This window comes from Shewanella sp. SM21 (genome assembly GCF_025654335.1).
Lineage (GTDB): Bacteria > Pseudomonadota > Gammaproteobacteria > Enterobacterales > Shewanellaceae > Shewanella > Shewanella oncorhynchi.
The window spans coordinates 175,044-200,177 of record NZ_JAKKRL010000010.1 but is presented as its reverse complement, the minus strand read 5'-3'; the positions used below and the strand labels follow the sequence as shown (position 1 = coordinate 200,177).

Annotated in this window: 26 protein-coding genes; 10 read left to right on the top strand and 16 right to left on the bottom strand. The window is 46.3% G+C overall.

The genetic code is table 11. From position 1 onward, the window contains the following. Positions 1 to 102: 102 nt before the first annotated feature. From L5L94_RS15310 to sfsA, 10 genes are all read right to left on the bottom strand, one after another. Positions 103 to 1,608, bottom strand: a complete 1,506-nt coding sequence (locus L5L94_RS15310; protein WP_168822495.1) for a curlin — start codon at positions 1,606 to 1,608, stop codon at positions 103 to 105. 14 nt (positions 1,609 to 1,622) lie between these two features. Then, positions 1,623 to 2,042 (bottom strand): curlin, encoded by a 420-nt coding sequence (locus L5L94_RS15305; protein WP_263163859.1) that lies wholly within the window; start codon positions 2,040 to 2,042, stop codon positions 1,623 to 1,625. A 553-nt stretch (positions 2,043 to 2,595) separates the two neighbouring features. Then, the gene (locus L5L94_RS15300; RefSeq protein ID WP_212600465.1) at positions 2,596 to 3,123 is read right to left on the bottom strand and encodes a DUF4124 domain-containing protein; all 528 of its coding nucleotides are present in this window, start codon (positions 3,121 to 3,123) and stop codon (positions 2,596 to 2,598) included. Between the two features lie 389 nt (positions 3,124 to 3,512). Continuing rightward, positions 3,513 to 4,358, bottom strand: a complete 846-nt coding sequence (gene panC, locus L5L94_RS15295) for a pantoate--beta-alanine ligase (RefSeq protein WP_263163857.1) — start codon at positions 4,356 to 4,358, stop codon at positions 3,513 to 3,515. Positions 4,359 to 4,382: 24 nt separating this feature from the next. Further along, positions 4,383 to 5,180, bottom strand: a complete 798-nt coding sequence (panB, locus tag L5L94_RS15290) for a 3-methyl-2-oxobutanoate hydroxymethyltransferase (RefSeq protein WP_028761774.1) — start codon at positions 5,178 to 5,180, stop codon at positions 4,383 to 4,385. A 56-nt stretch (positions 5,181 to 5,236) separates the two neighbouring features. Continuing rightward, on the bottom strand, positions 5,237 to 5,725 hold the full coding sequence (gene folK, locus L5L94_RS15285) for a 2-amino-4-hydroxy-6-hydroxymethyldihydropteridine diphosphokinase (RefSeq protein ID WP_263163856.1): 489 nt from the start codon (positions 5,723 to 5,725) through the stop codon (positions 5,237 to 5,239). Further along, the gene (locus L5L94_RS15280) at positions 5,725 to 7,266 is read right to left on the bottom strand and encodes a polynucleotide adenylyltransferase PcnB (protein ID WP_263163855.1); all 1,542 of its coding nucleotides are present in this window, start codon (positions 7,264 to 7,266) and stop codon (positions 5,725 to 5,727) included. The genes folK and L5L94_RS15280 overlap by 1 nt, the downstream gene beginning before the upstream one ends. A gap of 19 nt (positions 7,267 to 7,285) precedes the next feature. After that, positions 7,286 to 8,200, bottom strand: coding sequence for a tRNA glutamyl-Q(34) synthetase GluQRS (gene gluQRS / locus L5L94_RS15275; protein WP_263163875.1), 915 nt, complete (start codon positions 8,198 to 8,200; stop codon positions 7,286 to 7,288). Between the two features lie 163 nt (positions 8,201 to 8,363). After that, complete coding sequence (gene dksA / locus L5L94_RS15270) at positions 8,364 to 8,807, bottom strand: RNA polymerase-binding protein DksA (protein ID WP_006082967.1); 444 nt, start codon at positions 8,805 to 8,807, stop codon at positions 8,364 to 8,366. Positions 8,808 to 8,970: 163 nt separating this feature from the next. Continuing rightward, positions 8,971 to 9,675, bottom strand: a complete 705-nt coding sequence (gene sfsA / locus L5L94_RS15265; protein WP_263163854.1) for a DNA/RNA nuclease SfsA — start codon at positions 9,673 to 9,675, stop codon at positions 8,971 to 8,973. 201 nt (positions 9,676 to 9,876) lie between these two features. On the opposite strand from sfsA, the gene pepB reads away from it, so the two are divergent. Both pepB and L5L94_RS15255 read left to right on the top strand, forming a co-directional pair. Continuing rightward, positions 9,877 to 11,169 (top strand): aminopeptidase PepB, encoded by a 1,293-nt coding sequence (pepB, locus tag L5L94_RS15260; protein ID WP_131525361.1) that lies wholly within the window; start codon positions 9,877 to 9,879, stop codon positions 11,167 to 11,169. Positions 11,170 to 11,375: 206 nt separating this feature from the next. Then, a complete protein-coding gene (locus tag L5L94_RS15255) occupies positions 11,376 to 11,885 on the top strand; it encodes a GNAT family N-acetyltransferase (protein ID WP_263163853.1) in 510 nt (169 codons plus the stop codon). 838 nt (positions 11,886 to 12,723) lie between these two features. Here L5L94_RS15255 and L5L94_RS15250 read toward each other — a convergent pair. The 3 genes from L5L94_RS15250 to L5L94_RS15240 all read right to left on the bottom strand — a co-directional run bounded on the left by L5L94_RS15250 (position 12,724) and on the right by L5L94_RS15240 (position 14,974). After that, the gene (locus L5L94_RS15250) at positions 12,724 to 13,611 is read right to left on the bottom strand and encodes a phosphoribulokinase (RefSeq protein ID WP_011847692.1); all 888 of its coding nucleotides are present in this window, start codon (positions 13,609 to 13,611) and stop codon (positions 12,724 to 12,726) included. Between the two features lie 90 nt (positions 13,612 to 13,701). Then, positions 13,702 to 13,947 (bottom strand): YheU family protein, encoded by a 246-nt coding sequence (locus L5L94_RS15245; protein ID WP_173246707.1) that lies wholly within the window; start codon positions 13,945 to 13,947, stop codon positions 13,702 to 13,704. Further along, the gene (locus L5L94_RS15240; RefSeq protein ID WP_263163852.1) at positions 13,931 to 14,974 is read right to left on the bottom strand and encodes a hydrolase; all 1,044 of its coding nucleotides are present in this window, start codon (positions 14,972 to 14,974) and stop codon (positions 13,931 to 13,933) included. The genes L5L94_RS15245 and L5L94_RS15240 overlap by 17 nt, the downstream gene beginning before the upstream one ends. Before the next feature lie 188 nt (positions 14,975 to 15,162). Here L5L94_RS15240 and L5L94_RS15235 point away from each other — a divergent pair, with 188 nt between their 5' ends. From L5L94_RS15235 to L5L94_RS15225, 3 genes are all read left to right on the top strand, one after another. After that, complete coding sequence (locus tag L5L94_RS15235) at positions 15,163 to 15,669, top strand: TAT leader-containing periplasmic protein (protein WP_263163850.1); 507 nt, start codon at positions 15,163 to 15,165, stop codon at positions 15,667 to 15,669. Between the two features lie 69 nt (positions 15,670 to 15,738). Further along, positions 15,739 to 17,334 carry a GMC family oxidoreductase gene (locus L5L94_RS15230; RefSeq protein WP_263163849.1) on the top strand — a complete coding sequence of 532 codons (1,596 nt, stop codon included), beginning with the start codon at positions 15,739 to 15,741 and terminating at the stop codon, positions 17,332 to 17,334. 51 nt (positions 17,335 to 17,385) lie between these two features. Then, positions 17,386 to 17,796, top strand: a complete 411-nt coding sequence (locus tag L5L94_RS15225) for a GFA family protein (protein WP_263163847.1) — start codon at positions 17,386 to 17,388, stop codon at positions 17,794 to 17,796. A 79-nt stretch (positions 17,797 to 17,875) separates the two neighbouring features. On the opposite strand, the gene L5L94_RS15220 is transcribed toward L5L94_RS15225, so the two are convergent. Together L5L94_RS15220 and L5L94_RS15215 are read right to left on the bottom strand one after the other, a co-directional pair. Continuing rightward, entirely contained in the window at positions 17,876 to 18,337 is a 462-nt protein-coding gene (locus L5L94_RS15220) for a TIGR02444 family protein (protein WP_263163845.1), read from the bottom strand. 54 nt (positions 18,338 to 18,391) lie between these two features. Further along, positions 18,392 to 20,305, bottom strand: coding sequence for an ABC transporter ATP-binding protein (locus L5L94_RS15215; protein ID WP_263143086.1), 1,914 nt, complete (start codon positions 20,303 to 20,305; stop codon positions 18,392 to 18,394). Positions 20,306 to 20,558: 253 nt separating this feature from the next. Between L5L94_RS15215 and L5L94_RS15210 the strand changes: the two genes are divergently transcribed. After that, positions 20,559 to 20,762, top strand: coding sequence for a YheV family putative zinc ribbon protein (locus L5L94_RS15210; protein ID WP_012088350.1), 204 nt, complete (start codon positions 20,559 to 20,561; stop codon positions 20,760 to 20,762). 202 nt (positions 20,763 to 20,964) lie between these two features. Here L5L94_RS15210 and L5L94_RS15205 read toward each other — a convergent pair whose 3' ends face one another. Next, on the bottom strand, positions 20,965 to 21,378 hold the full coding sequence (locus L5L94_RS15205; RefSeq protein WP_131523732.1) for a GNAT family N-acetyltransferase: 414 nt from the start codon (positions 21,376 to 21,378) through the stop codon (positions 20,965 to 20,967). Between the two features lie 119 nt (positions 21,379 to 21,497). Between L5L94_RS15205 and L5L94_RS15200 the strand changes: the two genes are divergently transcribed. From L5L94_RS15200 to kdsA, 4 genes are all read left to right on the top strand, one after another. Further along, positions 21,498 to 21,893: a SirB2 family protein gene (locus tag L5L94_RS15200; protein ID WP_006080263.1), complete on the top strand. Its 396-nt coding sequence runs from the start codon at positions 21,498 to 21,500 to the stop codon at positions 21,891 to 21,893. Then, on the top strand, positions 21,893 to 22,681 hold the full coding sequence (locus L5L94_RS15195) for a SirB1 family protein (RefSeq protein ID WP_263163843.1): 789 nt from the start codon (positions 21,893 to 21,895) through the stop codon (positions 22,679 to 22,681). The genes L5L94_RS15200 and L5L94_RS15195 overlap by 1 nt, the downstream gene beginning before the upstream one ends. Before the next feature lie 156 nt (positions 22,682 to 22,837). Further along, the gene (locus tag L5L94_RS15190) at positions 22,838 to 24,085 is read left to right on the top strand and encodes a DUF819 domain-containing protein (protein ID WP_105250145.1); all 1,248 of its coding nucleotides are present in this window, start codon (positions 22,838 to 22,840) and stop codon (positions 24,083 to 24,085) included. 58 nt (positions 24,086 to 24,143) lie between these two features. After that, entirely contained in the window at positions 24,144 to 24,992 is an 849-nt protein-coding gene (gene kdsA, locus L5L94_RS15185; protein WP_105250144.1) for a 3-deoxy-8-phosphooctulonate synthase, read from the top strand. The last annotated feature ends 142 nt before the right edge of the window (positions 24,993 to 25,134 follow it).

Here is a 25,134-nt window from a genome sequence, read left to right as displayed (position 1 = left end):
AGAAAAGCGGGAATGTTTATTTAAACATTCCCGCTTTTTGTTTAACACCCTTTTTATAAACCACCACCAAAGAGTTTAGCTGTGGTGGTTTAACAGTATTGACTAGTATTGCACTACAGTGGCAACGTTCATATTGCCTGATTGGTTCACGTTGATGCTGTTGTTAGTGCCTGCTTGAGAACCTAACACTAAGTTGTCATTACCCGTTTGAGTGATTGACAGGCTGTTATTGTCACCGCTAACGCCAAATGAATTTGATGCAAATGAAGTGTCGTTATCGCCGCCTACCCAGTTACCGTTACCTGATTGAGTAATTTGCGCGGTGTTTTCATCACCTTCAATAATCAGGTCAATAACGTTAAGATCGCCACTTTGAAGTGCGCTGACATCGGCATTGTTGTTGCCAGCAACAGAAATCAATGTTTCGTTCTCAGCGCCATCTTGCTCAACATCAACTTCGTTATCGCTACCCACGGCATCTACATAAGCAAAGTTCTCATCACCTTCTTGACTAACTTCAATACTGTTATCTTCACCATCAGCGAAGGCAATGATTTCGTTGTTATCGCCTTTAGAAGATAAATCGAAGTCGTTATCTGTGCCGTATGCACCAAAGGTTGCGAAGTTCGCATCGCCTTTTTGTTTCAAGTCAACGTCGTTGCTATCGCCCCATACTTGGAACTCTGCACCGTTGACATCGCCTTTTTGAGTGATAGTAATATCGTTATCATCACCTTGGATATCGGCCACTAACGTATCACCGATAGTGTTGCCGCTGCCATTTTGGGTAATATCGACACTATTGTCATCACCTGTAGTCATCGCAAGATAAGCCGTGTTGCCGGTACCTTTTTGATCCATTGAAATATCGTTTTTGCTGCCGGCCAGTGCGTAAACGAAGCCTACATGGTTATCACCCTTTTGGACCATGTCTACTTTGTTGTTGTCGCCTGCAATACCCTTAGCCGCGCCAAAGTTGTTGTTACCCGCTTGATTAACAGAAACGTCGTTGTTGTTACCCACGTTAGCGGTTAAGTCGAGAGCGATTAAACCCGCTTGGTTGTTGTCACCGATTTGTGTGATTTTACCGTCGTTGTTGCTGCCTTCAACGCGAAAAACTGCAAAGTTAGCATCGCCTTCTTGCTCAACAAACACGCTGTTTTCAGCGCCAGTGATTTCAACTTGGCTTTCGTTGACTTCGCCTAATTGATTAACGAATACCGTGTTATCGTTGCCAGTAACATCGCTACTGCTTTGGTTAAAGAAACCATCTTGCGACACATTTACATTGTTGTTGTCACCTACAACATTTGCACTTGCCACATGCCAGTCAACTTGTTGCGTTATTTGGACCTTGTTATCATCACCCGTTGAATTAATAGCCGCTTCATGCCACACACCGTCTTGGATGACGGTTGCGGTTTGATCTGTACCTGTTTGCACAACCGCAGCAGCGTTAAGGCCACCCGTTTGTGAGACTAAAGTGTCTTGGGCTTGGCCTGACTGTACTACGCTAATTTCGCTCACTGTACTGGCAGCAAAAGCTTGACCACTTAAACCTGTTGCAATGGCCAAAGCAATAAGTGATTTTTTAGCTTGTGATTTCATGTGACGCTCCCTGTTTAATATTGAGTTATTGAGATTGCAGCACCGTCCGCAATCTGTTGAATCGAAAAGTTGCCGCTTCCTAGTTGGTTCAGTTGCACGAGATTGTCATTGCCAATTTGTGTCACTGAAGCCGTATTTTGACTGCCGACTTGCAGTAGTTGGACTTCATTGTTTGAACCAATCTGTGTGATTAGCGCATCGTTATCATTGCCCACTTGTGTTACATCGGCCTTGTTATCGCTGCCTGACTGGAACAGTAATCCTTGGTTGGCAGTGCCTTGTTGAACCAGCTCGATAAGGTTATCGCGACCGGAACGTTCCAGTAATGCCTGAAGGGTTACAGGTAACTCGTTGACATTCAGCTCTTGTGCTGAAGTCATACAACTACAGAGCAAGATCAGCGGCACCAAAAAGCGTCTAGAGGTATTTGGCACGGGTGACTCCTTGCATCAAATATCTTGGGCTGCTTAAAGCAACTTGCATCCCAAATTCAGACCTGAAGATACGAGTCCCGTTAATATGTCGCAATTGGCCAAACGGGTATTTATTCTAGAAAGGATTAACGGAAGGTAAATGATGGCTGTATTTATATCGTATTGATTAAATAGATTTTATATTTTTATTGGCGTGTTTTTATTTAAGGGGTCTAGCCTAGTTGTCCTAGTAGTTAAGTCGTATTTGTTGTGAAGAGAGTATTTGATTTTTAAACAATGCAATAACAAGTGAAGGGAAATACATCGACTATCGCGTTTGCATTTTCTTGATAAAAAAGTACGCGTTTGTGCCAGCGAGAAACTGCTGAGGAGTTTAATTAACTGTAGCAACCTATGTCATTTACCCAGTGTGCAACAACAGGCTTCTTGTCCTTGCGGTAATGAATCCTAGGTTAAATAAAGGGACATTACTGTGAGCGGAAAATTAACCATTATTATGATTGAATTCCTTAATGGGGTAGAGAAAAGATTAATACTACTGTTTTATGCGAGATCAGTGCTTTTCTGGTTCTTTTAACTCTTCATGGAATGCTTCGGTACTGATTTGGCTTTTACGGTCTTTCAGTTGTTGCATCGCGCTGTTATTACTCACAGTTAACGCATTGAAGCGAGTATTGATATCGTCCATTTCGTTAATGTATTCAGGATCGGTTTTCTCTTTATTTTGCCAATAACGCTTACGTTCTAATTTTTGCAATTCACTAGCTCGCAGGATTTCAAAATAGCTATTTTCCTGCTTAAGACGATATATCTCGCCGTCGAGTAACTGCAATAATTTTTCTTTAGAAATGGTTCGGCTATTCAGTAGAGTGTGTAAGGGATCGACAGGAATGTCTCTTTTATCAGAGTCTACTTCAGTCGTTATCCCTAACTGGTATTCGATTTTATGTTGGCTAAATTCCTGCGGACAAGCGGTTTGGCTAAAGACAATTTTGTCATCTTTACGGCATTTATAAATGGTATTTGCCTGTATTGCAGTGGGCAAAATAACACAAATTAGGGTGAGTATCAGTCTTGCCATGAGGCCACAAATCCTTTGTACACTTGCATAGCTATTATGATTTAATTGTTTGATTAAGCATGATAAATAATGATTATGACGTTTACATTATTATGCCTTTATAACCGCTTTTATTAGGCTTAACTGGCTGTTAAGCCTAATAAATTAAAGGATTAGCCATGCATCATTAGAAGGTCAAATTCACTCGTCAATGTCTGCCGCTAAACATTTACCTTAAATTAACATCTGCATCATACTATGGCGTAAATTTAGGGATAAAACCAGTTTTTTGACGCTTCAAATTTTTGGCGCTTGGATTGATTCTAAAGAAGAAAATAGCTTCTGGTCGGTCATTGGGTAAATAAAAAGGAGCGACTGCTCCTTTTTATTTATTGATAACGCTTAAGAGATTAGCGATCGAACCTTAAGTTGTCGATAAGTCGCGCTTTACCTATATAGGCGGCGGCCAAAATGACTAAGGTTTGGTCTTGGCTCTGCGCTTTCTCAAGCGTGTGGGCATGACGAATTTCCAGATAATCCGGCGTAAAGCCCGCCGCCACTAAACTGATTTTCGCTTGCTCGGTGACAGTATCAACACTCTGACCTTGTTTGATCCCTGCAGCCATAGTATCTATTGCCTGTTTTAACGCTGGTGCCGCGGCTTTTTCTGCGGCGGTGAGATAACCATTGCGCGAACTCATGGCTAAACCTGAGTCCTCACGTATGGTATCAACACCGATAATCTCAATCGGTAATGACAAGTCTTCAACCATAGTTTCAATGACTAATAGCTGTTGATAGTCTTTATTGCCAAAGAGTGCCACATCGGGCTGTACTATGTTGAATAGTTTACAGACGATAGTCGCAACGCCTCGAAAATGCCCCGGACGGCTAGCGCCGCAGAGCAGATCTGAAATACCTGGCACTTCAACATAGGTTTGTTGCGCTAAGCCCTTGGGATACATCACGGCTGGTGTTGGGGTAAACAGCAACTCAGCGCCAGCGGCGGTGAGGGCTTCACTGTCGGCGGCAAGTGTGCGTGGGTAGGCATCGAGATCTTCGTTCTGGCCAAACTGCATTGGATTGACGAAAATCGATACCACCACATGATCACAACGTTTAGCCGCTTCTTTCACTAAGGTGATGTGTCCCCGATGGAGATTGCCCATGGTCGGCACGAAGGCGACAGTTTCGCCCTTGGCACGCCATGCACGCACTTGAGTGCGAATATCATCAATATGGGCGCTAGTGATCATTGAGCCTTACCTTGCATAAATCTGTTATTTGTTAAAAGTGTGTTCTTCGCCAGGAAAAGTTCCTTGGGCAACTTCGTCGATATAAGCACGTACCGCAGAACGAATTTCACCGGTTTGTTTTAGGTAGTTTTTCGAGAAACGTGGAATGTAACCACTTGAAATACCTAACACATCATGCATCACCAATATTTGGCCGTCGGTCGATGCGCCTGCGCCAATTCCAATGACTGGAATCGTTAAGGCTTGAGTGATCGCCGCAGCGAGAGGCGCAGGGATACATTCCACTACGAGTAGTTGAGCCCCCGCGGCTTCTAAAGCCTTAGCTTCGTCGAGGATGCGCTGGGCATTTTCGGCATCGCGGCCTTGCACTTTAAAACCACCAAACACATGAACCGACTGAGGCGTTAAGCCTAAGTGGGCACATACAGGAATACCGCGTTCGGTGAGCTTAGTGACGGTTTCGAGTAACCAGTGGCCGCCTTCGACTTTGACCATGTTCGCGCCAGCTTGCATTAACTCAGTGGCGTTGACCATGGCTTGTTCTGGCGTGGCGTAACTCATAAAGGGCATATCGGCGATCAGCAGCGCACGTTCGATACCGCGACGAACACAGCGAGTATGGTAAGCGATTTCTGCTGTAGTGACGGGCAGGGTATCGTCATGGCCTTGGAGAACCATTCCCAAAGAATCGCCGACCAGCAGCACATCGACACCTTCGCTATCGAACGCGCTGGCAAAACTGGCATCATAGGCTGTCAGTGCCGTGAATTTTCTACCTTCCTGTTTGTATTTCAACAGGGTTGAGCTAGTAATTTTAGACATATGGATGATCTTCAAACCAAATAGAAGTGGTGTTATAAGCTAACTGAGGACGGACTTCAATGATCAATGCCCAGTTGTTGTAACTCGGCCAGCATTTTTGTATCGATAAGACTGTCGATGGCAGTGTTGCACGGCAGAATCAGATCCGGTGCAATTGCGGCTAAAGGCACGAGCACAAAGCTGCGCGTTTTCATGCCGTAGTGGGGCACTTTGAGTCTAGGAGTGTCAATGTTCTCATTACCATACAAGAGTATATCGAGATCTAAGGTTCTAGGTCCCCAACGCTCTAGGCGGACTCGTCCTTGGGTGTTTTCAATATGCTGCAGTGCATCGAGTAAAGCTAATGGCGCAAGATCAGTATCGAAACTCGCCACCGCGTTAATATAATCGGGTTGCACGACATCGCCCATGGGCGTCGAATGGTAATAGGGAGAAACGACGAGACTATTGCCTAAGGCTAAGGCGGACAATGCCATCACGGCATTGTCCAATTGCGCCTTGGGATCTTCAAGATTTGCGCCTAATGCGACGTAGACGCGGGGCATTATTCAGCCGTTTTAACTTTAGGTGTGCCATTCGCTTTAGGTGTGCTCGTCGGCGCTGAACCATCGGCATTAGGTGCACGAGGACGGCGACGACGTTGGGTGGCATTACGGTTGCGGTTTGGCGATTTACTGCCGCTACGCGCTATGGCTAAACGTTCTGTTTCATCGGCTTCGACAAATTGTTGCCACCAAGCGGCACTTTTAGCGACATTACCCGCTTCGACTTCGCCCCTGAGTAAGAGTAAATCGTATGCGGCTCTAAACTTAGGATGCTCCATCAGTTTAAAGGCGCGGGTGCCTTGGCTACGATCAAAGCGTAACTGCAACTGCCAAATGTCTTTTGCCGGTGTACTAAAACGGCGTGGAATGCTAATGGTTTGGCATTGCTGCTCCATCACATCGCCCATGGCGGCAAAGAAGGCATCATATAAGGTTAGGCCACTTTCAACCGCGATATCCTCGGCGCGTTGACGCAGTGGATACCAGAGAAGCGCAGCATAGAAGAATGAAGGTGTGACCGGCTTATCTTCGTTAACTCTTTGATCTGTGCTCTTCATGATGGCTTGCACCATTTTCATGGTCGTACCTTTAGGATCATCTTTTAGCAGAGCGGCCACTTGCGGAAACAGCGGCGCGAATAGCTTGTATTCTTGCATCAGTTCGAAGTTGGCTAAGGCTTTGCCTGCAAAGAAGAGTTTTAACACTTCTTCGTACATGCGTGCTGCCGGAATATCTTTGAGCAGTGGCGCTAATTGTTTAATCGGCGCAGCTGTTACTGTTTCGATACCCATGTTGAGTTTAGTGGCGAAACGCACCGCCCTTAACATACGCACGGGATCTTCACGGTAACGGGTTTCAGGATCGCCGATTAATCTTAGGGTGCCCGCTTTTAGATCGGCCATACCGCCGCCATAGCTGCGAATCGAGTAATCGCTGATATCGTAATAGAGGGCATTGACAGTAAAGTCGCGGCGCTCGGCATCTTCATCGATTTCGCCATAGACGTTATCGCGCAGCAAACGCCCTTCGGCATTGGCTTTAGAGACTTTCTCATTACTCTCGCCGTGGTGACCGCGGAAGGTGGCGACTTCAATCACATCGCGGCCGAAAACAATGTGCGCTAAGCGGAAACGGCGACCGACAACACGGCAATTACGGAATAATTTTTTGATTTCTTCCGGTGTTGCATTGGTCACTATGTCGAAATCTTTCGGTTCAATCCCTAAGAGTAAATCGCGTACACCGCCGCCGACTAAATAGGCTTTAAAGCCAGATTTATTCAGTCTGTATAATACCTTAAGGGCATTCTCGCTGATTTGTTTGCGCGAGATGGTATGGGCATCTCTTGGTACTAACTCTAAACTCAAAGCACCGGAATTTTGTTCAGGCGTTGTTGGTTCAATCTGAGCTGGAGTCGGAGCGGTCGTTTTAGGCGCGTCTTCAAATAGCTGTTTGCAGAATTGGCTGATACGGCGAAAAATGGGACACCTCGAAATATGATCTGTTATTTGATTAAAAATCTGGCGGCTATCATATACCAAATGCAGGCTAATGAGTATATCAGGGCTCGATCAGTATCTCAGATTGTTGCGGTATAGTGGATAATTGAAACTGATCTACGGCTTGAGCGAGCATTTCTGCCACAGAACCTTGGGTCTCAACAGGTTGTTGGCCTAAAAATGTCAGCGCCGCATTGAGGCTCGACTGTGGATTAAGCGTATCAATCGCTTGCGCATGATTCTGTTTAGAGAGTTTAAATCCCTTGCTCAAACAGGCGAGTGGCAGGTGCAACCATTGCGGTGCCGCTAAGCCAAAATTTTGATACAAACTCAGTTGGCGACAACTGGCCTCGATTAAGTCGCAGCCTCGAACCACTTCGGTGACCCCTTGATAAGCATCGTCGAGCACCACGGCCAATTGATAGGCGTACAGGCCATCGCTGCGTTTGATGATGAAATCCTCCGCAGCAAAATGGCTATCGACGCAAATATGCCCCATGAGGTTATCGTCAAATTGTTGCACTTGCGCGGTATTAACTATCCGCACCGCCCCAGACTTAAGCACATTTGCAGCTTGGGTTTGTGGCAAGCGGTGACAGCGGCCATCGTAGACACCGCCCATGGCTTGAATTTGCTTGCGACTACATTGGCAGAAATAGGCTTTATCTTGGGCGAGCAGCGAATCTATTTGTGCTTGATAGGCCGCTGTGCGCTGGCTCTGATAAAGCGGCACATCATCCCACTCAAATCCATAGGCTTCTAAGGTGCGTAAGATATCATCGGCAGCGCCTTTGACTTCCCGCGGAGGATCGATGTCTTCGATGCGAATCAACCATTTACCCTGTTGCGACCGCGCACGCAGATAGCTGCCAAGGGCGGCGATAAGCGAGCCAAAGTGCAAGGCACCCGAAGGCGAAGGCGCAAAACGGCCGACATAGGGGCGAGAAGCTAAAGTTGGAGAAGATAAAGTCGCCATAGTACTGAGTAAGCAGCTAGTGTCAGTCAAAGTGGGCGTATTTTAGAGGGATACAAGGATAAAAGCGAATCGGGGTAAATTGGAGTGAGCTTGGCTTAAGCTCGTCGAGCTTAGGAGTTGTTAGAAACAAATAGGCGGGGAAATCCCCGCCCAGTATGCTTGATTAACCAGCCATTTGTTTCTCTTTGATCTCTGCAAGCGTTTTACAGTCGATGCATTGATCGGCTGTTGGACGCGCTTCGAGACGGCGGATGCCGATTTCGATACCGCAAGAATCACAGAAGCCGAAATCGTCTTCTTCAATTTTTTGCAGTGTTTTTTCGATTTTTTTGATCAGCTTACGTTCTCTATCGCGAGCACGAAGTTCGAGGCTGAACTCTTCTTCTTGTGCTGCACGGTCAACAGGATCGGGAAAGTTTGCGGCTTCGTCCTGCATGTGGCTAAGAGTACGGTCGACCTCTTCACGCAACTGATTGCGCCAAGCTTCAAGAATTGTCTTGAAGTGACCCAGTTGCTTAGCGTTCATATACTCCTCACCCGGCTTTTCCTGGTAAGGATTTACACCTGCGATAGCGAGTACGCCAAGTTTTTTGGTGCCTTCAGGCATAACGCATCTCCTGTAATCATTTGCGTTTGTAGGGCGTCCTTAAGAACGGCCGCTATCTATAGCAGAATCTTCACATCGAGGCAAACTTTTCATTCTGCTTTGATTGAATTTTTTGACTATGTTCGCTAATTCAAATGAAATTAAATTTAACTCAGCCTTAACATCATACTCGTACATCGCAGGCTTGGGCTAGGTGAATCTCAGTCGGGGACATTTCACAGCGATAGGCTAGCACTTCAACGCCGGCTAACACAGCCATTTTCAGTAACTTAGCATATTCATGGTCGATATGTGCTGCGGGGGCAACACTGAATATTTCACTGTGCTGCACCACAAATAGCAATACGGCTCTGTGGCCTTGACTCACCATGTGCATCAATTCACGTAAATGTTTTTGACCGCGTAGGCTCACAGTATCGGGAAAATAACCTTGGTCATCTTCGAGCAAAGTACAACTTTTGACTTCTATATAACAGGCGGGTTTTTGAGCACCCTGTAGCAGGATATCGATGCGACTATTTTCATCACCGTATTTAACTTCACGGCTGAGGCTGTCATAACCCGTGAGCTCCTTGATGATACTTTTATTGATGGCTTCTTCGGCTAAGGTGTTCGCCTGACCCGAGTTGATACCGATTAAGCCTGCATCTGGCGTGGTCATCAGTTCCCACGTATGGGCATATTTACGTTTAGGGTTATCAGAGGTAGAAAACCACACTGTTTCACCGGGATACAGACAATTACGCATAGAACCGGTATTGGGGCAATGAAGGGTGATCTCACTGCCATCGCTTAGCTGCACATCGGCCAGAAAACGCTTATAGCGGCGCAATAAAATGCCCTGTTGTAGTGGCGGTGTAAATTCCATAGGTATACCTATCTCGGCTGTTCTAGGTCGCAAAGCCTAGCAAATTTCGCAAATGTTTACAGATTTTACCTGAGTAACTTCAGCCAATCGCTTTGCGTCATCGCCTGCTAGCAGTAAACTGCCGCCATAAAGTTTGTTCTGATTGCTGATTGATTGTTCTGATTGATTATTCTAAAACGAATCGAAAAATAAGGATCCCTAATGAGTGAACTAAAAGTAACTGAATTGATGAAAGTGCAATTAACCAAAGAAGCACCCGCCGCGCACTGGGGCAAGGCTGATGTGACTTATACTGCCGACGGTGCGCAAATTCATTTAGCGGGTGGCGATGAGCTGCGTCAAATTCAAATGGCGGCCCGTAAACTGCGCAATCAAGGTATTAGCTGTGTGGAATTAGCTGGGCAGTTTTGGGACCTCAATAGCCAGTGGGTGTTTGCCCAAGGTTTCGCGACGGCAAAACCAGGCTATCAAATCCATTGGTGTGGTGATGAGTCTGTGCAAGCAGAATTGCAACGTCGACTCGATGTGGCAACCTTTGCCCGTCAACTGATCAACGATACGCCTGAAAACCTGTCGCCAGTGAAGCTTGCCCAGCAAGCGGCAAAATGGTTGGCTGACGTTGGTGGCGACAAGGTAAGTTATCGGATTATCGAAGGCGAAGCGCTGCTTGAAGAGCAGTGGATTGGTATCCATGCCGTCGGTCGCGGCAGTGAGCGTCCACCAGCAATGTTAGAGTTAGACTTCAACCCATTAGCCGCCGATGCACCCGTGTCTGTGGCGCTTGTGGGTAAAGGGATTACCTTTGATTCTGGCGGCTACAGCATCAAGGCTTCTGAAGGCATGTTAGGCATGAAATGCGATATGGGCGGCGCGGCGACTGTGACTGCAGCACTTGGTTTAGCGATCAAATCTGGCCTCAACAAACGCGTTAAACTCTTCTTATGTTGTGCTGAAAACTTGATCAGCGGTCGCGCCTATAAGTTAGGTGACATTCTGACCTACAAAAATGGTGTAACAGTTGAAGTGGTGAACACCGATGCGGAAGGGCGCTTAGTGTTGGCCGATGGCCTACAAGCTGCATCTGCTACAGGCGCACCTTTTATTATCGATGCAGCGACCCTTACAGGCGCCGCTGTAATGGCGGTGGGTTCTAACTACAACGCGATTTTCTCGCCACAGGCGGATGTGTTGCAACTGGCCCAGCAAAAAGCCACTAGCGTTGCCGAGCGCGTATGGCCGCTGCCGCTGGATCCTTGGCACAAAGAAATGTGTCCATCTGCCTATGCTGACACCGCCAACAGCCGCGCAATGAAAGGCGGTGGTGCAGGTGGTGCTTCTAATGCTGCTGGTTTCTTATGGCGTTTCGTGTCACCCGAAGCTAAATGGTTACACGTTGATTTAGCAGGCGCTTTTGAAGATTCAGCTTCTGCCATGTGGGGCGCGGGTGCAACGACCCATGGCGTATTGACTATTAGTGAATTGATTAAAGGCTAAGCCTAGCTAGTGAATTGGTTAAAGGCTAAGCCTAGCGCTAAGACTAAATCAGATATGTTAGCTAAAGATCCATTAAGGTTCTGTAGCTTTGATTAAACCGCCTAAGGGCGGTTTTTTATTGGTTGAAAGATGAGATCACTCGTTTACTTGGCGTTTTAGCGGCTTCATGGCATGTTATGGCTGAGCATTTTTAATCGGGAAACATGATGATAACTATACGAAAAGCAACGAAAGCGGATGCTCAGGCCTGCTGGGATATCCGCAATGCGGCTATCAATAAGGGCTGCGCTGGATTTTATGATGCGGGCGATCTGGTGATTTGGACCGAGGGCGAACTGACCGAGCAATTTAGCCGTATCGTCGATGCACATTTTTATGTGGCAGAGTTGTCCTCTGACGAGTCGCAGCTTAAGACTGTGGTCGGCACTGCCATGTTGGATGAACCCTATGCCCAGTTAGAAGCCTTGTTTGTTTTCCCCGATGCTATGGGGTTAGGTGTCGGCAAGGTATTGCTACAATTTATTGAAACTATGGCTTTTAATCAGGGGATTGCCCAGCTCAGATTAGAATCAACTTTAAATGCGGTGGATTTCTATCGTCACTGTGGTTTTGGTGGTGAGGGTTTAGAGGAGGAATCTATCTACTGTTCGCCCAGAGGAATAGCCTTAGAGTGCATGGTGATGTATAAAAATCTAGGACGGTCTTTGGTCTGCTAGGGCGTTGCTTCGCAACTGCTAGAACGTCGCGTCGCGTTGCGGCTACGGATAACGGCATGCAGCAAACTGCTACAGAACGTCACTTTGTGACTCACGATTTACGGAACAGGCTTTGCCCTTTCGGTAAGTGCAGCGTTCTATGAGTGAGTTTACGAACGTTCTGTTTTCCTAGAATCTAAAGCCTAGAACCTATTTTCTGAGAGGTTGCTGACATACTCAATGGAATCAAGAGATCAAGTATGAATGTGGAATGAACTCTGAAGATTTAGAGTTTAAGATAAGGTTGCTGGCATATTCGAGGGAATCAACAGATCAAGCATAGATGTGGAATTTATTCTTCATATAAGGTTGCTGACATACTCAAGGAAATCAACAGATCAAGTATGGATGTGGAATTAACTCTGAAGATTTAGAGTTTAAGATAAGGTTGCTGACATACTTAAGGTAATCAATATATCAAGCATGGATGCGGAATTAACTTATATAGTTTCGTTAAAAAGGTTGCTGACATATTCGAGGGAATCAACAGATCAATCATAGATGTGGAATTCATTCTTCATAAAAGGTTGCTGACATACTCAAGGGAATCAAGAGATCAAGCATGGATGCGGAATTAACTTATATAGTTTCGTTAAAAAGGTTGCTGACATACTCAAGGAAATCAACAGATCAAGATGGGGGAATTAACTCCCAAGAGTATGCCAACTATCGTTCTTTCGCCTGAAATCCCGATGCCGACAAGATTAGCGCTAGTGGCTTAAATAAAACTTAATCCATTGCAAAAAAAGACTTTATTTCCTTAACCTTTAGTCAAAATTGCCCACAAATCCTCAAGGTTTCAGTTCGCTTCTGGGGTATTAAGTTGCTGACGTTTTTCCATCAAATCTTTAATCAAAGGCGTGAGGATCAGCTCCATCGCCAGCGACATTTTGCCGCCGGGGACGACGAGTGTGTTGACCCGTGACATAAATGAACCTTGGATCATATTGAGGTAATAGGGGAAGTCGACATTATTGATACCGCGGAAGCGGATCACCACAAAGCTCTCATCTAAGCTCGGAATATCTTTGGCACTAAATGGGTTAGAGGTATCGACCGTCGGTACTCGCTGAAAGTTAATGTGAGTGCGGGAGAACTGTGGCGTCATGTGCTTAATATAGTCGTCCATACTGCGCACAATCGAGCCCATGACTTTTTCACGGCTGTGGCCACGCTCCGAAGTATCGCGGATAATTTTTTGGATCCACTCTAAGTTGACTATGGGCACCATGCCGATTAGCAAGTCCACATGCTGGGCGACATTGGCATCACCAGTAACTACGCCGCCATGTAAGCCTTCGTAGTAGAGCATATCGGTATTTTCAGGTAGTGGTCGCCATTGGGTAAAAGTGCCAGGCATCTGGTTAAAAGGCACTGCCTCATCGAAGGTGTGTAAATAGCTGCGGGTCTCACCTTGGCCTGTGGTGCTGTAATCGCGAAAACATTGCTCTAAACGAGCAAAGTTATTAGCCTCTGGGCCAAAATAGCTAAGATTGCGGTTTTCAGCTTGGGATTTGCGGATCATGACTTCCATTTCGGCGCGGGTAAAATGATGAAAACTGTCGCCTTCGACAAAGGCGGCGTTGATCCCGAGTTGGCGAAAAATATGGCTAAAGGCAGTCGTGGTGGTGGTGGTTCCCGCGCCTGATGAGCCTGTAACTGCAATAATGGGATGTTTTGCTGACATTTTTTCTACCTAGCTAGGAACCAAAAGAGCCGCTTATGGGGAAGCGATAAAAATGCGAGTACTATTTATACGGTACAGAGGTAGGACTGGTCAATCTTGCTGCTGTGCTATTTGTTCCGCTGAACGTATGGCGAAGGATTCATCGTCTTCACTGTACTCTAATTTCAGCTTACCTTGCTTAAGTGCTTGTTGACATTGGACTATCGCCTGAGCAAGCTCCTGTTCATCGAGACTGGCAAAGCTGCCATCCTCCACTTGACCGAAGAGATATTCGCGGATCACATTGGCGAGCGTTTCCTTGGGGAGTTGTAACAGGGTTTCATAGGGAATGAGCATCGGTGCTTCCTTGGGGAATATTGTCGCTGTTGATGGGGTCTACGCTAAGTTTGCCAACACTTTGATCGCCGAGTAAAAAGTGTAAAATCCGTCGCTCAAGATAAAAGCGCGGTTTCCAAGGTGTACCGCCCTCGATAAAGCCAACATGACCGCCATAGGGATGCAGTTCGTATTCTACATAACCCGATAATTGGTTTGTCTGGGGGATCACTTCATCGGTCATAAAGGGATCGTCCTTGGCATGGATGATAAGCGTCGGTTTAGTAATGCGGCTGACAAAGGGTAAGCCACTGGCACGCGTATAGTAATCGTCGACGCCGTCAAAGCCGTGTAATGGCGCTGTGACTTTATCGTCAAAATCATAGAAGGTATTTAAACGGTCGACCTGCAACTGGCTTAGCGGCATAGAGATGGCTAAGTCGGGATCATTCAGTTTATGGCTTATCTTCTGTTGCAACTGTTTGATTAAATAACTTTGATACACCTTTGAAAAGCCATTTTCCAAGCGTTTAGCACAGGCTGACAATTGCAGCGGTGCAGAGACAACCACAGCGCGGGCTAATAAACTATCATCCTGATATTCGCCTTGATACTTAGTCAGCACATTGCCGCCTAAACTGTAACCTACGGCTAATAAGGGCGATTGCGGATACGCGCTTTTCAGTGTCGATAGACTAAACTGTAAATCGTCCGTATCGCCACTGTGATAACTGCGGGCGAGGCGATTGGCCTCACCCGAACAACTTCTGTGATGATGCACGACGGCAGCGAGTTGCTGTTCCTTACAGGCTTGCAGTATCCGCCGCGCATAATGGGATTGAGCACTTCCTTCTAAGCCGTGGATGATCACCACGATCGGTTTGCCAGACTGTGGAACATCCTGCCAATCTAAATCGATAAAATCGCCATCGGGTAACTCTAAGCGCTGCCGCTGTAATGCTGGTTTGGCCACTTTAGTGAATACGGGTAAAATCGTTTGTATATGGGGGCTCTTGGCCCACCAAGGTGGCATAAAGGAATTTGGCATAGATGTTTATCTTGGTATCGGCTATTGCTGAAAATTAAAACGTGTGTTTAATTTATACCCAAACCAACTCAAAATGCTGAAATTCGTATTTTGAGGTCGCTTGGGTATAAACTCGCGGCCATTGTAGCACAATTGTTTTTTATGCTGATATTTAGGCCGACATTTAGGTTGATAATTAGGAGATAGAGATGAAGCGACGAACCTTTATAATGGGCGCGTTTGCCGGTACGGCGGCGTTAGCCTTAGGGGTTAATCTCTATTCTCCTGAGTTTAGTTTGCCCGAGGATAGCGAAGGCAAAGATTATCGTTTGTTGTTTAGCGTGCTTTTGCCTGTGATGCTCGACGGCGCCTTGCCTGATGTGGCCATTCATAAGTTAGCGGCACAAAACCGCACTTTAGATGCCGTCAAACAGTCGATTGCTGTGTTACCCGATGAGCAGCAGACCGAGTTATTTGAGCTGCTCGATATGCTCGAAAATCGTCTTGGTTTACTGGTACTCACTTCGAGTATGACACCGCTATTGATGCGCTCTCCCGCCGAGTTAACTGATATGTTAGAAACCTGGCGCCACAGTTATTTTGCTTTGTTACAAACGGCTTATCTCGGATTGCGGGAATTAGTGATGGCAAGTTACTACGCTTGTCCTGAGCACTGGAGCCGCCTGCATTATGCCAAGCCTGAGCTGTTCAAATAGCGAGTCCATTTTTAACCTAATTAAACGCCGAATAATAAGCATCTTACCCGCGACAGTGGAGCACTCAAGTTGGCAATCATAGATCCTATAGTGAATGGTTTAAACTCTGGTTGGTTGCACACTGATGCGAGCCAATTGCAAGAAAACCAGCAGTTTGAAGCCGATGTGATTATTGTCGGCACGGGTGCTGGCGGCGGTGTGGCGGCCGAAATCCTCACCCAAGCAGGGCTAAGCGTGATCATGATTGAGGCGGGGCCGCTAAAATCCTCCAGCGATTTTAATATGGAAGAGCGGGTCGCTTATCCCAACTTGTATCAACAAGCCGCGGCGATGAAAACCGCCGATAAGGCGATTGGAATTTTTCAAGGCCGCGCAGTCGGTGGCTCAACCACAGTTAACTGGACCACTTCAATCCGCACTCCGACCGAGGCGTTAGCCTTTTGGGCGCAACATAAATCGGTTGTTGGGCTTAATCGCGAGAGTTTAGATCCTTGGTTTGAGCAAATGGAACAACGGCTCAACATTCATGAATGGAATTATGAGCCTAATCGCAATAATGCCGCCCTGAAGCAAGGTTGTATCAATCTTGGCTGGGAATACACAGTCATTAAACGCAATGTGGCGGGTTGTTGGAATACCGGCTATTGCGGCATGGGTTGTCCGGTCAATGCGAAGCAATCTATGTTAGTCACCACGATTCCCGCGGCACTTGAGAAAGGCGCGCAGCTGATCAGTCGCGCTAAAGTGACTAAGATTGAGCACCATAATGGTCAAGTGTTTGCGTTAAAGGCGCAGGCGCTGGATGTGAATTTACGACCCACTAACGTTGAGCTGTTATTTAAGGCTAAACATTATATTTTGAGTGCGGGTGCTATCCATACTCCGACGATTTTGATGCGTTCGCAAGTGCCCGATCCCTACCAACTTTTGGGTAAAAGCACCTTTTTACATCCTACTTTGTTATCCGGCGGCGTATTTGCCGATTCGATCAATGGCCATAGCGGTGCGCCGCAATCTATCTATTCCGATGAATTTGTGTGGAACAATGGCGCCGATGGTGAGCTGGGTTATAAACTTGAAGTGCCGCCGGTGCATCCGATTTTAATTGCCTCTAAAACCTTAGGTTATGGTACGAGCCATGCTGAGTTAATGTCACAATTCAATCAGTTACAAGTAACTATCGCTTTGATCCGCGATGGCTATCATCCCGACAGTCAAGGCGGTGAAGTACACTTAACGGATAAGGGCTTTGCTTTAGATTATCCGTTGACCGATGCCTTTTGGCGGGCCGCGAGACGCGCTTTTGCCAGTATGGCGGAGTTACAATTCTCGGCGGGCGCCTTAAAAGTGTTGCCGATCAGCGATGGTATGCCTTACTTATCTTCGTGGAAAGACGCCAAAGAGAGCATTGCGCAGATGTCACTCGCGCCACTGCGCACTATCGTCGCATCGGCGCACGTAATGGGTGGTTGTCCCTTCGGCGAAGATGAAAAGCTTTCTATGGTCAACAGTTATGGTCAGTCGCACTATTTAGAGAATTTATCTGTAATGGATGGGTCTATCTTCCCGACCAGCCTTGGCGCTAACCCGCAGCTATCGATTTATGGCATCACGGCGCGTAATGCCACCGCACTCGCACAGAAGCTCACTGACGGTAAAGCCTGATGTTATCTTATCAAAATGCAGCTTAGCTTGATAAAGCTTGATGGGGTGTGAATGTCTGAAAACATATTACGGGAAGGTGGTTGCTTATGCGGCGCGATTCGTTATCAGATTGAAGGTGAACCCTTTGATGCGGATTATTGCCACTGCCGTTCATGCCAAAAAAGCACGGGATCTGCATTTGGGGCTTGGATGGATTTCAAAACAGGCCAAGTTAGATGGTTGAAAGGTCTGGTAACTGAGTTCGCATCGTCCGAGCTTATTCGCCGTGGATTTTGTGACAAGTGCGGTACATCGTTAACTTACCGACATACTCAATATCCTGATTATTCGACCTTGAGCATAGCGAGTCTGGACGATGCTAATCAAGTTCAGCCTAAGTACCATATTTATACTGAGAGTCAGCTGAACTGGTTGGTGATCGAGGATGACTGTGAACGCTATCCGCAAGGCCGCAGCTGTTAGCGGCTCAGATGATCATAGCGTTAATTTGATTGAGTTTGAGCTAACATGGTTGAGCTTGTTTTAACTTGATTAACTTAGATCAGGGCGCAATGAGGCCGATTTCGTTGGCGTCAATGTCACAGAGTCCAAACAGGCTTAAGTAGCTCACTAGATTCGTCGTTTGGCCGCTTGGGCTGAGTTCATTGAGTTTATTTAAGATGGTTCGCTGCGCTTTACGTTCCATCATTAGCTCAACGGCGAGCATCTGCTGATACTCTTGCTCATTCAGGCTGGACTTAGCGAGTTTACGTAATTTGCGGTATGGCATGAGAAATCTTTCATCCCATTCACCCACAGCATTCATCAGCGTTTGCCATTGGTCCGTGCTGTATTGCTGCGGCCCAGACACATCCATAGTGATATCTAAATATTGTGCCAATAGCAGTAGATTGACGTTCACTTGACAGCTATTTTGCAATTCGAGACAGAGCGCTTTGTTTTGCGCATAACTCATATCACACCATTGCCAGAGTTGACTGTCGAACTGGGTTAAAACCGCCATACTATTTCCTTGTATTGCCGCTGCTACTGACTTTTATGTAAAAGAACGCTGGAGTTATTGTTGCTCCATGACCTCTTGCTCCATTGCATCTATCTCTTCTTGCAACTCGAGCCATTGCATTTCACTGTCTTCTAAGGTTTGCGTCAAGCTCGTTCGCTCGGTTAATACCGAGGTTAGCTTGGCTTTGTTATCTTGATCATACAATTCGCTATCGGCCAGCAAGTGTTCAAGCTCGGCGAGGCGTTCGCTCAGCTTTTGTTGCTCGGTTTCTAACTTAGTTTGTTTGCGCTTGAGCGGCGATACCTTTTGGCGGATCTCGGCCTCGAGGCGTTTTTGTTGTTTTTTATCGGCGGCAGGTTTGATCTCGTCGCTGGTGCTGTTTTGATTCGAGTTGGCTTTCGCCGCATCGAGCAACCATTGGTGATAATCGTCTAAGTCACCATCAAAAGCGCGCACTTCACCTTGATCGACCAGATAATAATCACTACAGGTTAATCGCAGTAAATGCCTATCATGCGAGACGACAACCATAGCGCCTTCAAAGGTTTGCAATGCCATTGTCAGAGCGTGGCGCATCTCTAAGTCTAAATGGTTGGTGGGTTCATCGAGCAGCAATAGGTTAGGGCGTTGCCAAACTAATAGCGCCAACACTAAACGGGCTTTCTCGCCGCCAGAAAAGGGTCGTACAGGTGAGAGCGCCATATCGCCATTAAAGCCAAAACCGCCTAAGAAGTTACGCAACTCTTGCTCTCTGGCATTGGGCGCCAGACGCACTAAATGCTGCATCGGCGTATCGTCGAGGCGCAAAAATTCGATTTGATGCTGGGCAAAGTAACCGATATTGACGCCAGGGTTAGGTTCATACAAACCTGTCATTGGCGATAATTGACCCGATAACAGTTTGATGAGCGTCGACTTACCCGCGCCGTTACGGCCGAGTAAACCAATGCGCGCACCCGGTACTAAGTTTAAATGCACCTTGCTCAGGATTGGCTTATCGCTATAACCGATCGCGACTTGCTCCATTTTAATCAGTGGATTGGGCAGGGCTTCTGGAGCCCGAAACTCCATATAAAAGGGGCTATCGGCTTGAGACGGCAACAACTCAGTCATGCGCTCTAGTGCCTTTAAGCGGCTCTGCGCTTGTTTGGCTTTACTTGCCTTGTAACGGAAACGGTCAACGAAGGACTGCATGTGTGCACGTTCTTTTTGTTGGCGTTCAAAGGCAACCTGTTGTTGCGACATACGTTCGGCACGAATGCGCTCAAAGGCACTGTAATTGCCTTTGTAGAAATTGAGTTTTTGATTTTCAACGTGGACGATTTCATCAACGATTTCATCGATAAAGTCCCTATCATGGCTGATTAAAATCAGCGTGCCTTGATAGGACTTAATCCAACCTTCGAGCCAGTACATGGTATCTAAGTCTAAGTGGTTGGTTGGTTCGTCGAGGAGCAATAAGTCAGAGCGGCACAGTAGCGCTTGGGCTAAGTTGAGGCGCATACGCCAACCACCCGAAAAGCTTTTCACTGGATTGCTTTGCTCGGCTTCACTAAAGCCCAGACCCGCTAACAATGAACCCGCGCGCGAATGAATCGCATAACCACCGATAGCGTCGATTTTGCCGTGTAAGAGTGCGATGGCATTGCCGTCGTTATCTTCTTGGGCCTTGTGTAATAGGGCTTCTAATTGACGATATTCGCTATCGCCATCGATCACATATTCCAGTGCCGAGACGTCGAGCGCAGGGGTTTCTTGGGCCACAGTGGCAATTTGCCAGCCAGAAGGCAGACTAAATTCACCTTTATCTAGGCTTAAGTGACCTAAAATTAATGCGAGCAGTGAGGATTTGCCTGTGCCGTTAGCACCGACTAAACCGACCTTATGGCCGGGATAAATCGTGAGAGAGGTCTCATCTAGCAGGGTTTTGCTGCCACGGATTAATTGCGCTTGGTTGATGCTGATCATTGACTACAACTTGGTTAGAACGTAAATTCGTCAGGGCACAGATAATAGCGTACAACCCCGTATCAAACCACAGCCTGACCCGATAACTCGGACAATTATTCGACTTTTCAGGATGATCTTTAGCGAATCGCATCACATCGGCTTAAGGCCTCATACTTTCAGGTAACACTGGCATTCAATCATCAGTGTGGCAAAATAGCGCCAATTTCTTCGGCCGAGTCCCTTGGCCCTGCTATCTGGTCCTTTATCTATTATGACAAACACTAAAATCAAAAAGCGTTTCGTAGCCGGTGCTAAGTGCCCCAAATGCAGCGCCAAAGACAGCATTTTACTCTACAAAGAAAACGGCATCGAAACCGTTGAATGCACAGAGTGTGATTACCGTGAACAGCAAACCGATGAAAAGGTGACAGAAAAAGCCACCGGCGCAGTGATCGGCGTGTTTAAACCGGATTAGGTTGAAGATTCAATTCAATTGGATTGCTTCGGCTGAGGACGCCTGTCCTATACCTTATTTTTCCGTTTGTAGCTTTGCGAGTAAAAGGTGCGCAAATCATTAACCACTCGCAATTAGCTCAAGTTCATTGAAACGGTCTGAGTCAGATATCAGAAATGGTAGCCTAAGCATTGGGTACGGTTATGACCGCTTACCTTAAACATCACAACACTTTTACCATAAAGAATTTACTGCCGGTTTCTGGATAGGCTTGTTGTATCCATTGCACGCGATAGTCGTGGCGCTCATAAAAAGGCTTAGCTTGAAAATCTAAGGTATCGAGTAGGGCAAATTGGCAGCCGCGTTCTTTTGCTTGGTTTTCTGCGGCTAACAATAAGTGCGTGCCGATACTTTGGTGTCTTAAAGAATCATCGACCCACAGATAATCGATTAACAACCAATTGCCGAAGGTTTTACCGCTGATCCCTGCTAACAGTTTACCTTCGGAGTCCTGTAGTTTGAGTCCGAGATTTTTACGGCTAAGCCCCTGCCATTGGACTTGGTTGAACTCGACAATTTTTTGTTTTACAGCGTCGGCGAACTCGGTTGATTCATCATTAATTAAGCTTAAATTCATCGTCACTTCTCGTTTGATTTTTTATGATGTTAGCTCTGACTATCTAGGCTGATAGGCATTGGTATGCCGTCAAGGATTAGGGTAAACTAGCGCCTTTGTCACTGGCCATAAGTATCGTAATGGAAACTTTTTACAGTCTATATCCTGCGGTTAAACATCTGCATTTTACCTTTATCGCGTTGAGCGTGTTACTGCTTACCGTTCGCTTTGTCCTGCATCTGCGCCAATCGGCTCTGATGGAGAAGAAGCTGCTCAAGATAGCGCCCCATGTTATCGACACTTTCCTGCTGCTGTCGGGCTTAACTTTGTGTTTTATGATCCAGCAATTTCCTTTTGTTGATCCTTGGATGACCGAAAAAATCGGTGCTGTAGTTGCTTACATTGTCCTAGGCGCCATTGCCATAAAAGCAAACAGAAACAAATTGTTCAAAGTGTTTGCTTACTTAGGCGCGATAGGTTGGTTGGTTTATGCTGCTAAATTGGCTCATTTTAAACAAGCGGTATTATTGGGTTAATGGGTAACTACACTCTGCAAGATGGCATTTCATTGCCCGAGTCGGCATTGGATGTAGGTGCGCACCTTGGATTTTCTAAACTTGAAGCCGCTAAATGGGCTTGGTTTGAAATGGCGGGAGCCGTATTAAGTCATTACTTGGTTGATCAACAACAGCGTTTTAATGCGCTGTTGCATTGGTTTTACGAGGATTTAGTTTTTTGTGTTCGTGAGAACTACTTCAGTACAGAGGCGGCAGATTTAGGTACTTGCTTAATTAGTCGCCAAGGTAATAGTACAACGCTGGCGACGGTATTGATGTTGCTGGCGAAGCAGTTAGATCTTGAACTCGACCCCATATTGCTACCTGGCAATACGGTGCTGCGTTGTAAGATTGGCGGTGAAGTGAGTTATTTGGATCCTTTAACAGGCAAGGAACTCACCCGTCACCAGTTGCACGTGTTAGTGCGCGGCGAGTTAGGTAATGCTGCTGAGCTTAAGGCAAGTTACTTAAAGCCTGCAACGGTAAAAAAACTGCTGACGCGTATGCTGCATGAGCTTAAGGCGGGTTGCATAGTGTCGCATCAATTTGAGGCAGCGATGGAGTGTTGCAGCCTGCTGTTGCAATGGCATGTTGACGATGTGCATTTGAATCGTGAGCGGGCGTTTATTGCACAGCAGTTGGGTTGTATTAATGTGGCCGCCGCCGATCTGCAGCATTTTGTTGATAATAGTCCTCACGATCCCGTGATCGAGATAGTGAAGATGCAGCTCAAAGAATTAAACGAACACGCCGAGGTTTATCACTAAAGCAGAGCCTTTCGGGGCTCTTCTTATTTATTCAACTTTTATTAACGAATTCAATCCGCAAAAATAATAACACTGGGCAGATGGAAGTTTGACCCAGGGACTTAAAAGTTAAGTCTCTAATAAAAATAATAACTGTATCGACAGGGAGAAATTAGCATGACAAGCACGGCTTTAGTGACGAACGATGCCACGGCGTTAGGAATACTCGCGACAATTCTAGGTTTTGTATTTTATACCAGTAGCAGTAGTCATCCTTTTTGGCAGAAGTTTTATCGTTTTATTCCCGCCCTTTTATTGTGCTATTTCTTGCCATCGTTATTGAATACCTTTGGGGTAATCGATGGTAATACCTCACAACTGTATTTTGTGGCATCCCGTTATTTGCTGCCAGCTTGTTTAGTCTTATTGATTTTAAGCGTTGATTTAAAAGCTATTTTAAGTTTAGGGCCGAAAGCTTTGATCATGTTTTTAACTGGCACTGTCGGTATCGTTATCGGCGGCCCTATCGCCTTGTTGCTGGTGTCGGTTATTGAACCTTCTTTAATTGGGGTCGATGGCCCCGATGCGGTATGGCGTGGTATGACGACCTTAGCGGGGAGCTGGATTGGTGGCGGTGCAAACCAAGCTGCAATGAAAGAAATTTATGATGTGGGCGGTAATATTTTCTCTGTGATGGTGACAGTCGATGTGATAGTCGCCAATATTTGGATGGCAGTGCTGCTGTTTCTTGCCTCAAAAGCGAAAGAGATCGATGCTAAAACCGGTGCGGATACTTCTGCAATTGAAGCGTTAAAAGATAAAGTTGAAAAGTATCACGCTGAAAATGCACGCATTCCTAATCTGCGCGATCTTATGCTGATTGTCGCTGTAGGCTTTGGTATCACAGGTATTGCTCATATCGCCGCTGATTTTCTGGGGCCATTTTTTGAAGTGAACTATCCTTGGACCGCAGATTACAGTTTAACCTCTAAATTCTTCTGGTTAGTGGTGATAGTCACAACGATTGGTTTGGCGATGTCATTCAGCCCAGTGCGTCATTTAGAGGCGGCGGGGGCATCAAAAGTGGCTTCAGCCTTCCTTTACATCTTAGTTGCGACCATTGGTCTACATATGGATGTGAGTAAGGTGCTCGATACGCCATTGTACTTTTTAATTGGTATTGTGTGGATGATAGTCCACGCAAGCTTTATGTTATTGGTGGCTAAGCTGATTAAAGCCCCGTTATTTTATATGGCCGTAGGCAGCCAAGCGAATGTGGGTGGCGCTGCGTCAGCCCCTGTAGTTGCGGCGGCATTTCACCCCGCTTTAGCACCCGTGGGCGTACTGTTAGCCGTATTAGGTTATGCGTTAGGAACCTATATGGCATGGATTTGTGGTCAAATTTTACAGTTAGTTGCGGTATAACCGCCTTAGCTCCTATTCACCGCTGGGAAAGGTTCCAGCATTTTAGAGAGAAGTTGCGATGAGTAATAAAATCATAAATCTAGGTTCAATCGAGATTGCCAACGATAAACCTTTCGTGTTGTTTGGTGGCATGAACGTGCTTGAGTCTCGCGATCTCGCTATGTCGATTGCTGAAACCTACGCCGAAGTGACTCAAAAGCTGGGGATCCCTTATATATTTAAGGCGTCTTTTGATAAGGCGAATCGTTCTTCGATTAACTCTTACCGCGGTCCAGGTATGGAGGAAGGCTTAAAGATTTTTGAAGAGATTAAAAAGACCTTTAATTTACCTTTGATCACCGATGTGCATGAAGTGCATCAGTGTGCGCCAGTGGCAGAAGTAGTTGATATTATTCAGTTACCTGCATTTCTAGCCCGCCAGACAGATTTGGTTGTCGCGATGGCAAAAACTGGCGCTATCATCAATGTGAAAAAGCCACAGTTTTTAGCACCACATGAAATGCGCCATATCATCACTAAGTTTAACGAAGCGGGTAATGACGAGATCATCCTGTGTGAACGTGGTTCAAGCTTTGGATATAACAACTTAGTCGTTGATATGTTGGGTATGGACGAGATGAAGCAATCTGGCTATCCGGTGATTTTCGATGCGACCCATGCGCTGCAACGCCCTGGTGGTCGTGCAGATTCAGCGGGTGGACGTCGCGCACAGGCAACCGAGTTAGCGCGCAGTGGTATGGCGCTGGGTTTAGCGGGTCTATTTATTGAGGCGCACCCCGATCCTGATAACGCTAAGTGTGATGGCCCATGTGCGCTGCCTTTACATCAGTTAGAAAATTATCTGAAGCAAATGAAAGCGATCGACGATTTGGTGAAATCCTTCGAGCCAATCGATACCAGTAAGTAATCGCAAGCTAAGACTTAATGAATTAGTGACTTAATCCTAAAGCCTCGACTCGTTCGGGGCTTTTGTTTTTCAGTCGAGGAATGTGATTGGTATAGCTCTGTAGCTATCTGAAACATTAATGTTTTATGATGGGCTTTGCCTA

Excerpts from the sequence above, each read along its gene's own strand:
- folK (WP_263163856.1), bottom strand. The coding sequence starts at position 5,725 with ATGCCCCGCGTCTACGTCGCATTAGGCGCAAATCTTGAAGATCCCAAG.
- pepB (WP_131525361.1), top strand. The coding sequence starts at position 9,877 with ATGAGTGAACTAAAAGTAACTGAATTGATGAAAGTGCAATTAACCAAA.
- sfsA (WP_263163854.1), bottom strand. The coding sequence starts at position 9,675 with ATGGAATTTACACCGCCACTACAACAGGGCATTTTATTGCGCCGCTAT.
- L5L94_RS15245 (WP_173246707.1), bottom strand. The coding sequence starts at position 13,947 with ATGCTCATTCCCTATGAAACCCTGTTACAACTCCCCAAGGAAACGCTC.
- L5L94_RS15300 (WP_212600465.1), bottom strand. The coding sequence starts at position 3,123 with ATGGCAAGACTGATACTCACCCTAATTTGTGTTATTTTGCCCACTGCA.
- kdsA (WP_105250144.1), top strand. The coding sequence starts at position 24,144 with ATGAGTAATAAAATCATAAATCTAGGTTCAATCGAGATTGCCAACGAT.
- L5L94_RS15190 (WP_105250145.1), top strand. The coding sequence starts at position 22,838 with ATGACAAGCACGGCTTTAGTGACGAACGATGCCACGGCGTTAGGAATA.
- L5L94_RS15215 (WP_263143086.1), bottom strand. The coding sequence starts at position 20,305 with ATGATCAGCATCAACCAAGCGCAATTAATCCGTGGCAGCAAAACCCTG.
- L5L94_RS15255 (WP_263163853.1), top strand. The coding sequence starts at position 11,376 with ATGATAACTATACGAAAAGCAACGAAAGCGGATGCTCAGGCCTGCTGG.
- L5L94_RS15225 (WP_263163847.1), top strand. The coding sequence starts at position 17,386 with ATGTCTGAAAACATATTACGGGAAGGTGGTTGCTTATGCGGCGCGATT.
- L5L94_RS15195 (WP_263163843.1), top strand. The coding sequence starts at position 21,893 with ATGGGTAACTACACTCTGCAAGATGGCATTTCATTGCCCGAGTCGGCA.
- L5L94_RS15235 (WP_263163850.1), top strand. The coding sequence starts at position 15,163 with ATGAAGCGACGAACCTTTATAATGGGCGCGTTTGCCGGTACGGCGGCG.
- L5L94_RS15240 (WP_263163852.1), bottom strand. The coding sequence starts at position 14,974 with ATGCCAAATTCCTTTATGCCACCTTGGTGGGCCAAGAGCCCCCATATA.
- panC (WP_263163857.1), bottom strand. The coding sequence starts at position 4,358 with ATGATCACTAGCGCCCATATTGATGATATTCGCACTCAAGTGCGTGCA.
- L5L94_RS15220 (WP_263163845.1), bottom strand. The coding sequence starts at position 18,337 with ATGGCGGTTTTAACCCAGTTCGACAGTCAACTCTGGCAATGGTGTGAT.
- L5L94_RS15205 (WP_131523732.1), bottom strand. The coding sequence starts at position 21,378 with ATGAATTTAAGCTTAATTAATGATGAATCAACCGAGTTCGCCGACGCT.
- panB (WP_028761774.1), bottom strand. The coding sequence starts at position 5,180 with ATGTCTAAAATTACTAGCTCAACCCTGTTGAAATACAAACAGGAAGGT.
- L5L94_RS15310 (WP_168822495.1), bottom strand. The coding sequence starts at position 1,608 with ATGAAATCACAAGCTAAAAAATCACTTATTGCTTTGGCCATTGCAACA.
- L5L94_RS15210 (WP_012088350.1), top strand. The coding sequence starts at position 20,559 with ATGACAAACACTAAAATCAAAAAGCGTTTCGTAGCCGGTGCTAAGTGC.
- L5L94_RS15200 (WP_006080263.1), top strand. The coding sequence starts at position 21,498 with ATGGAAACTTTTTACAGTCTATATCCTGCGGTTAAACATCTGCATTTT.
- gluQRS (WP_263163875.1), bottom strand. The coding sequence starts at position 8,200 with ATGGCGACTTTATCTTCTCCAACTTTAGCTTCTCGCCCCTATGTCGGC.
- L5L94_RS15250 (WP_011847692.1), bottom strand. The coding sequence starts at position 13,611 with ATGTCAGCAAAACATCCCATTATTGCAGTTACAGGCTCATCAGGCGCG.
- dksA (WP_006082967.1), bottom strand. The coding sequence starts at position 8,807 with ATGCCTGAAGGCACCAAAAAACTTGGCGTACTCGCTATCGCAGGTGTA.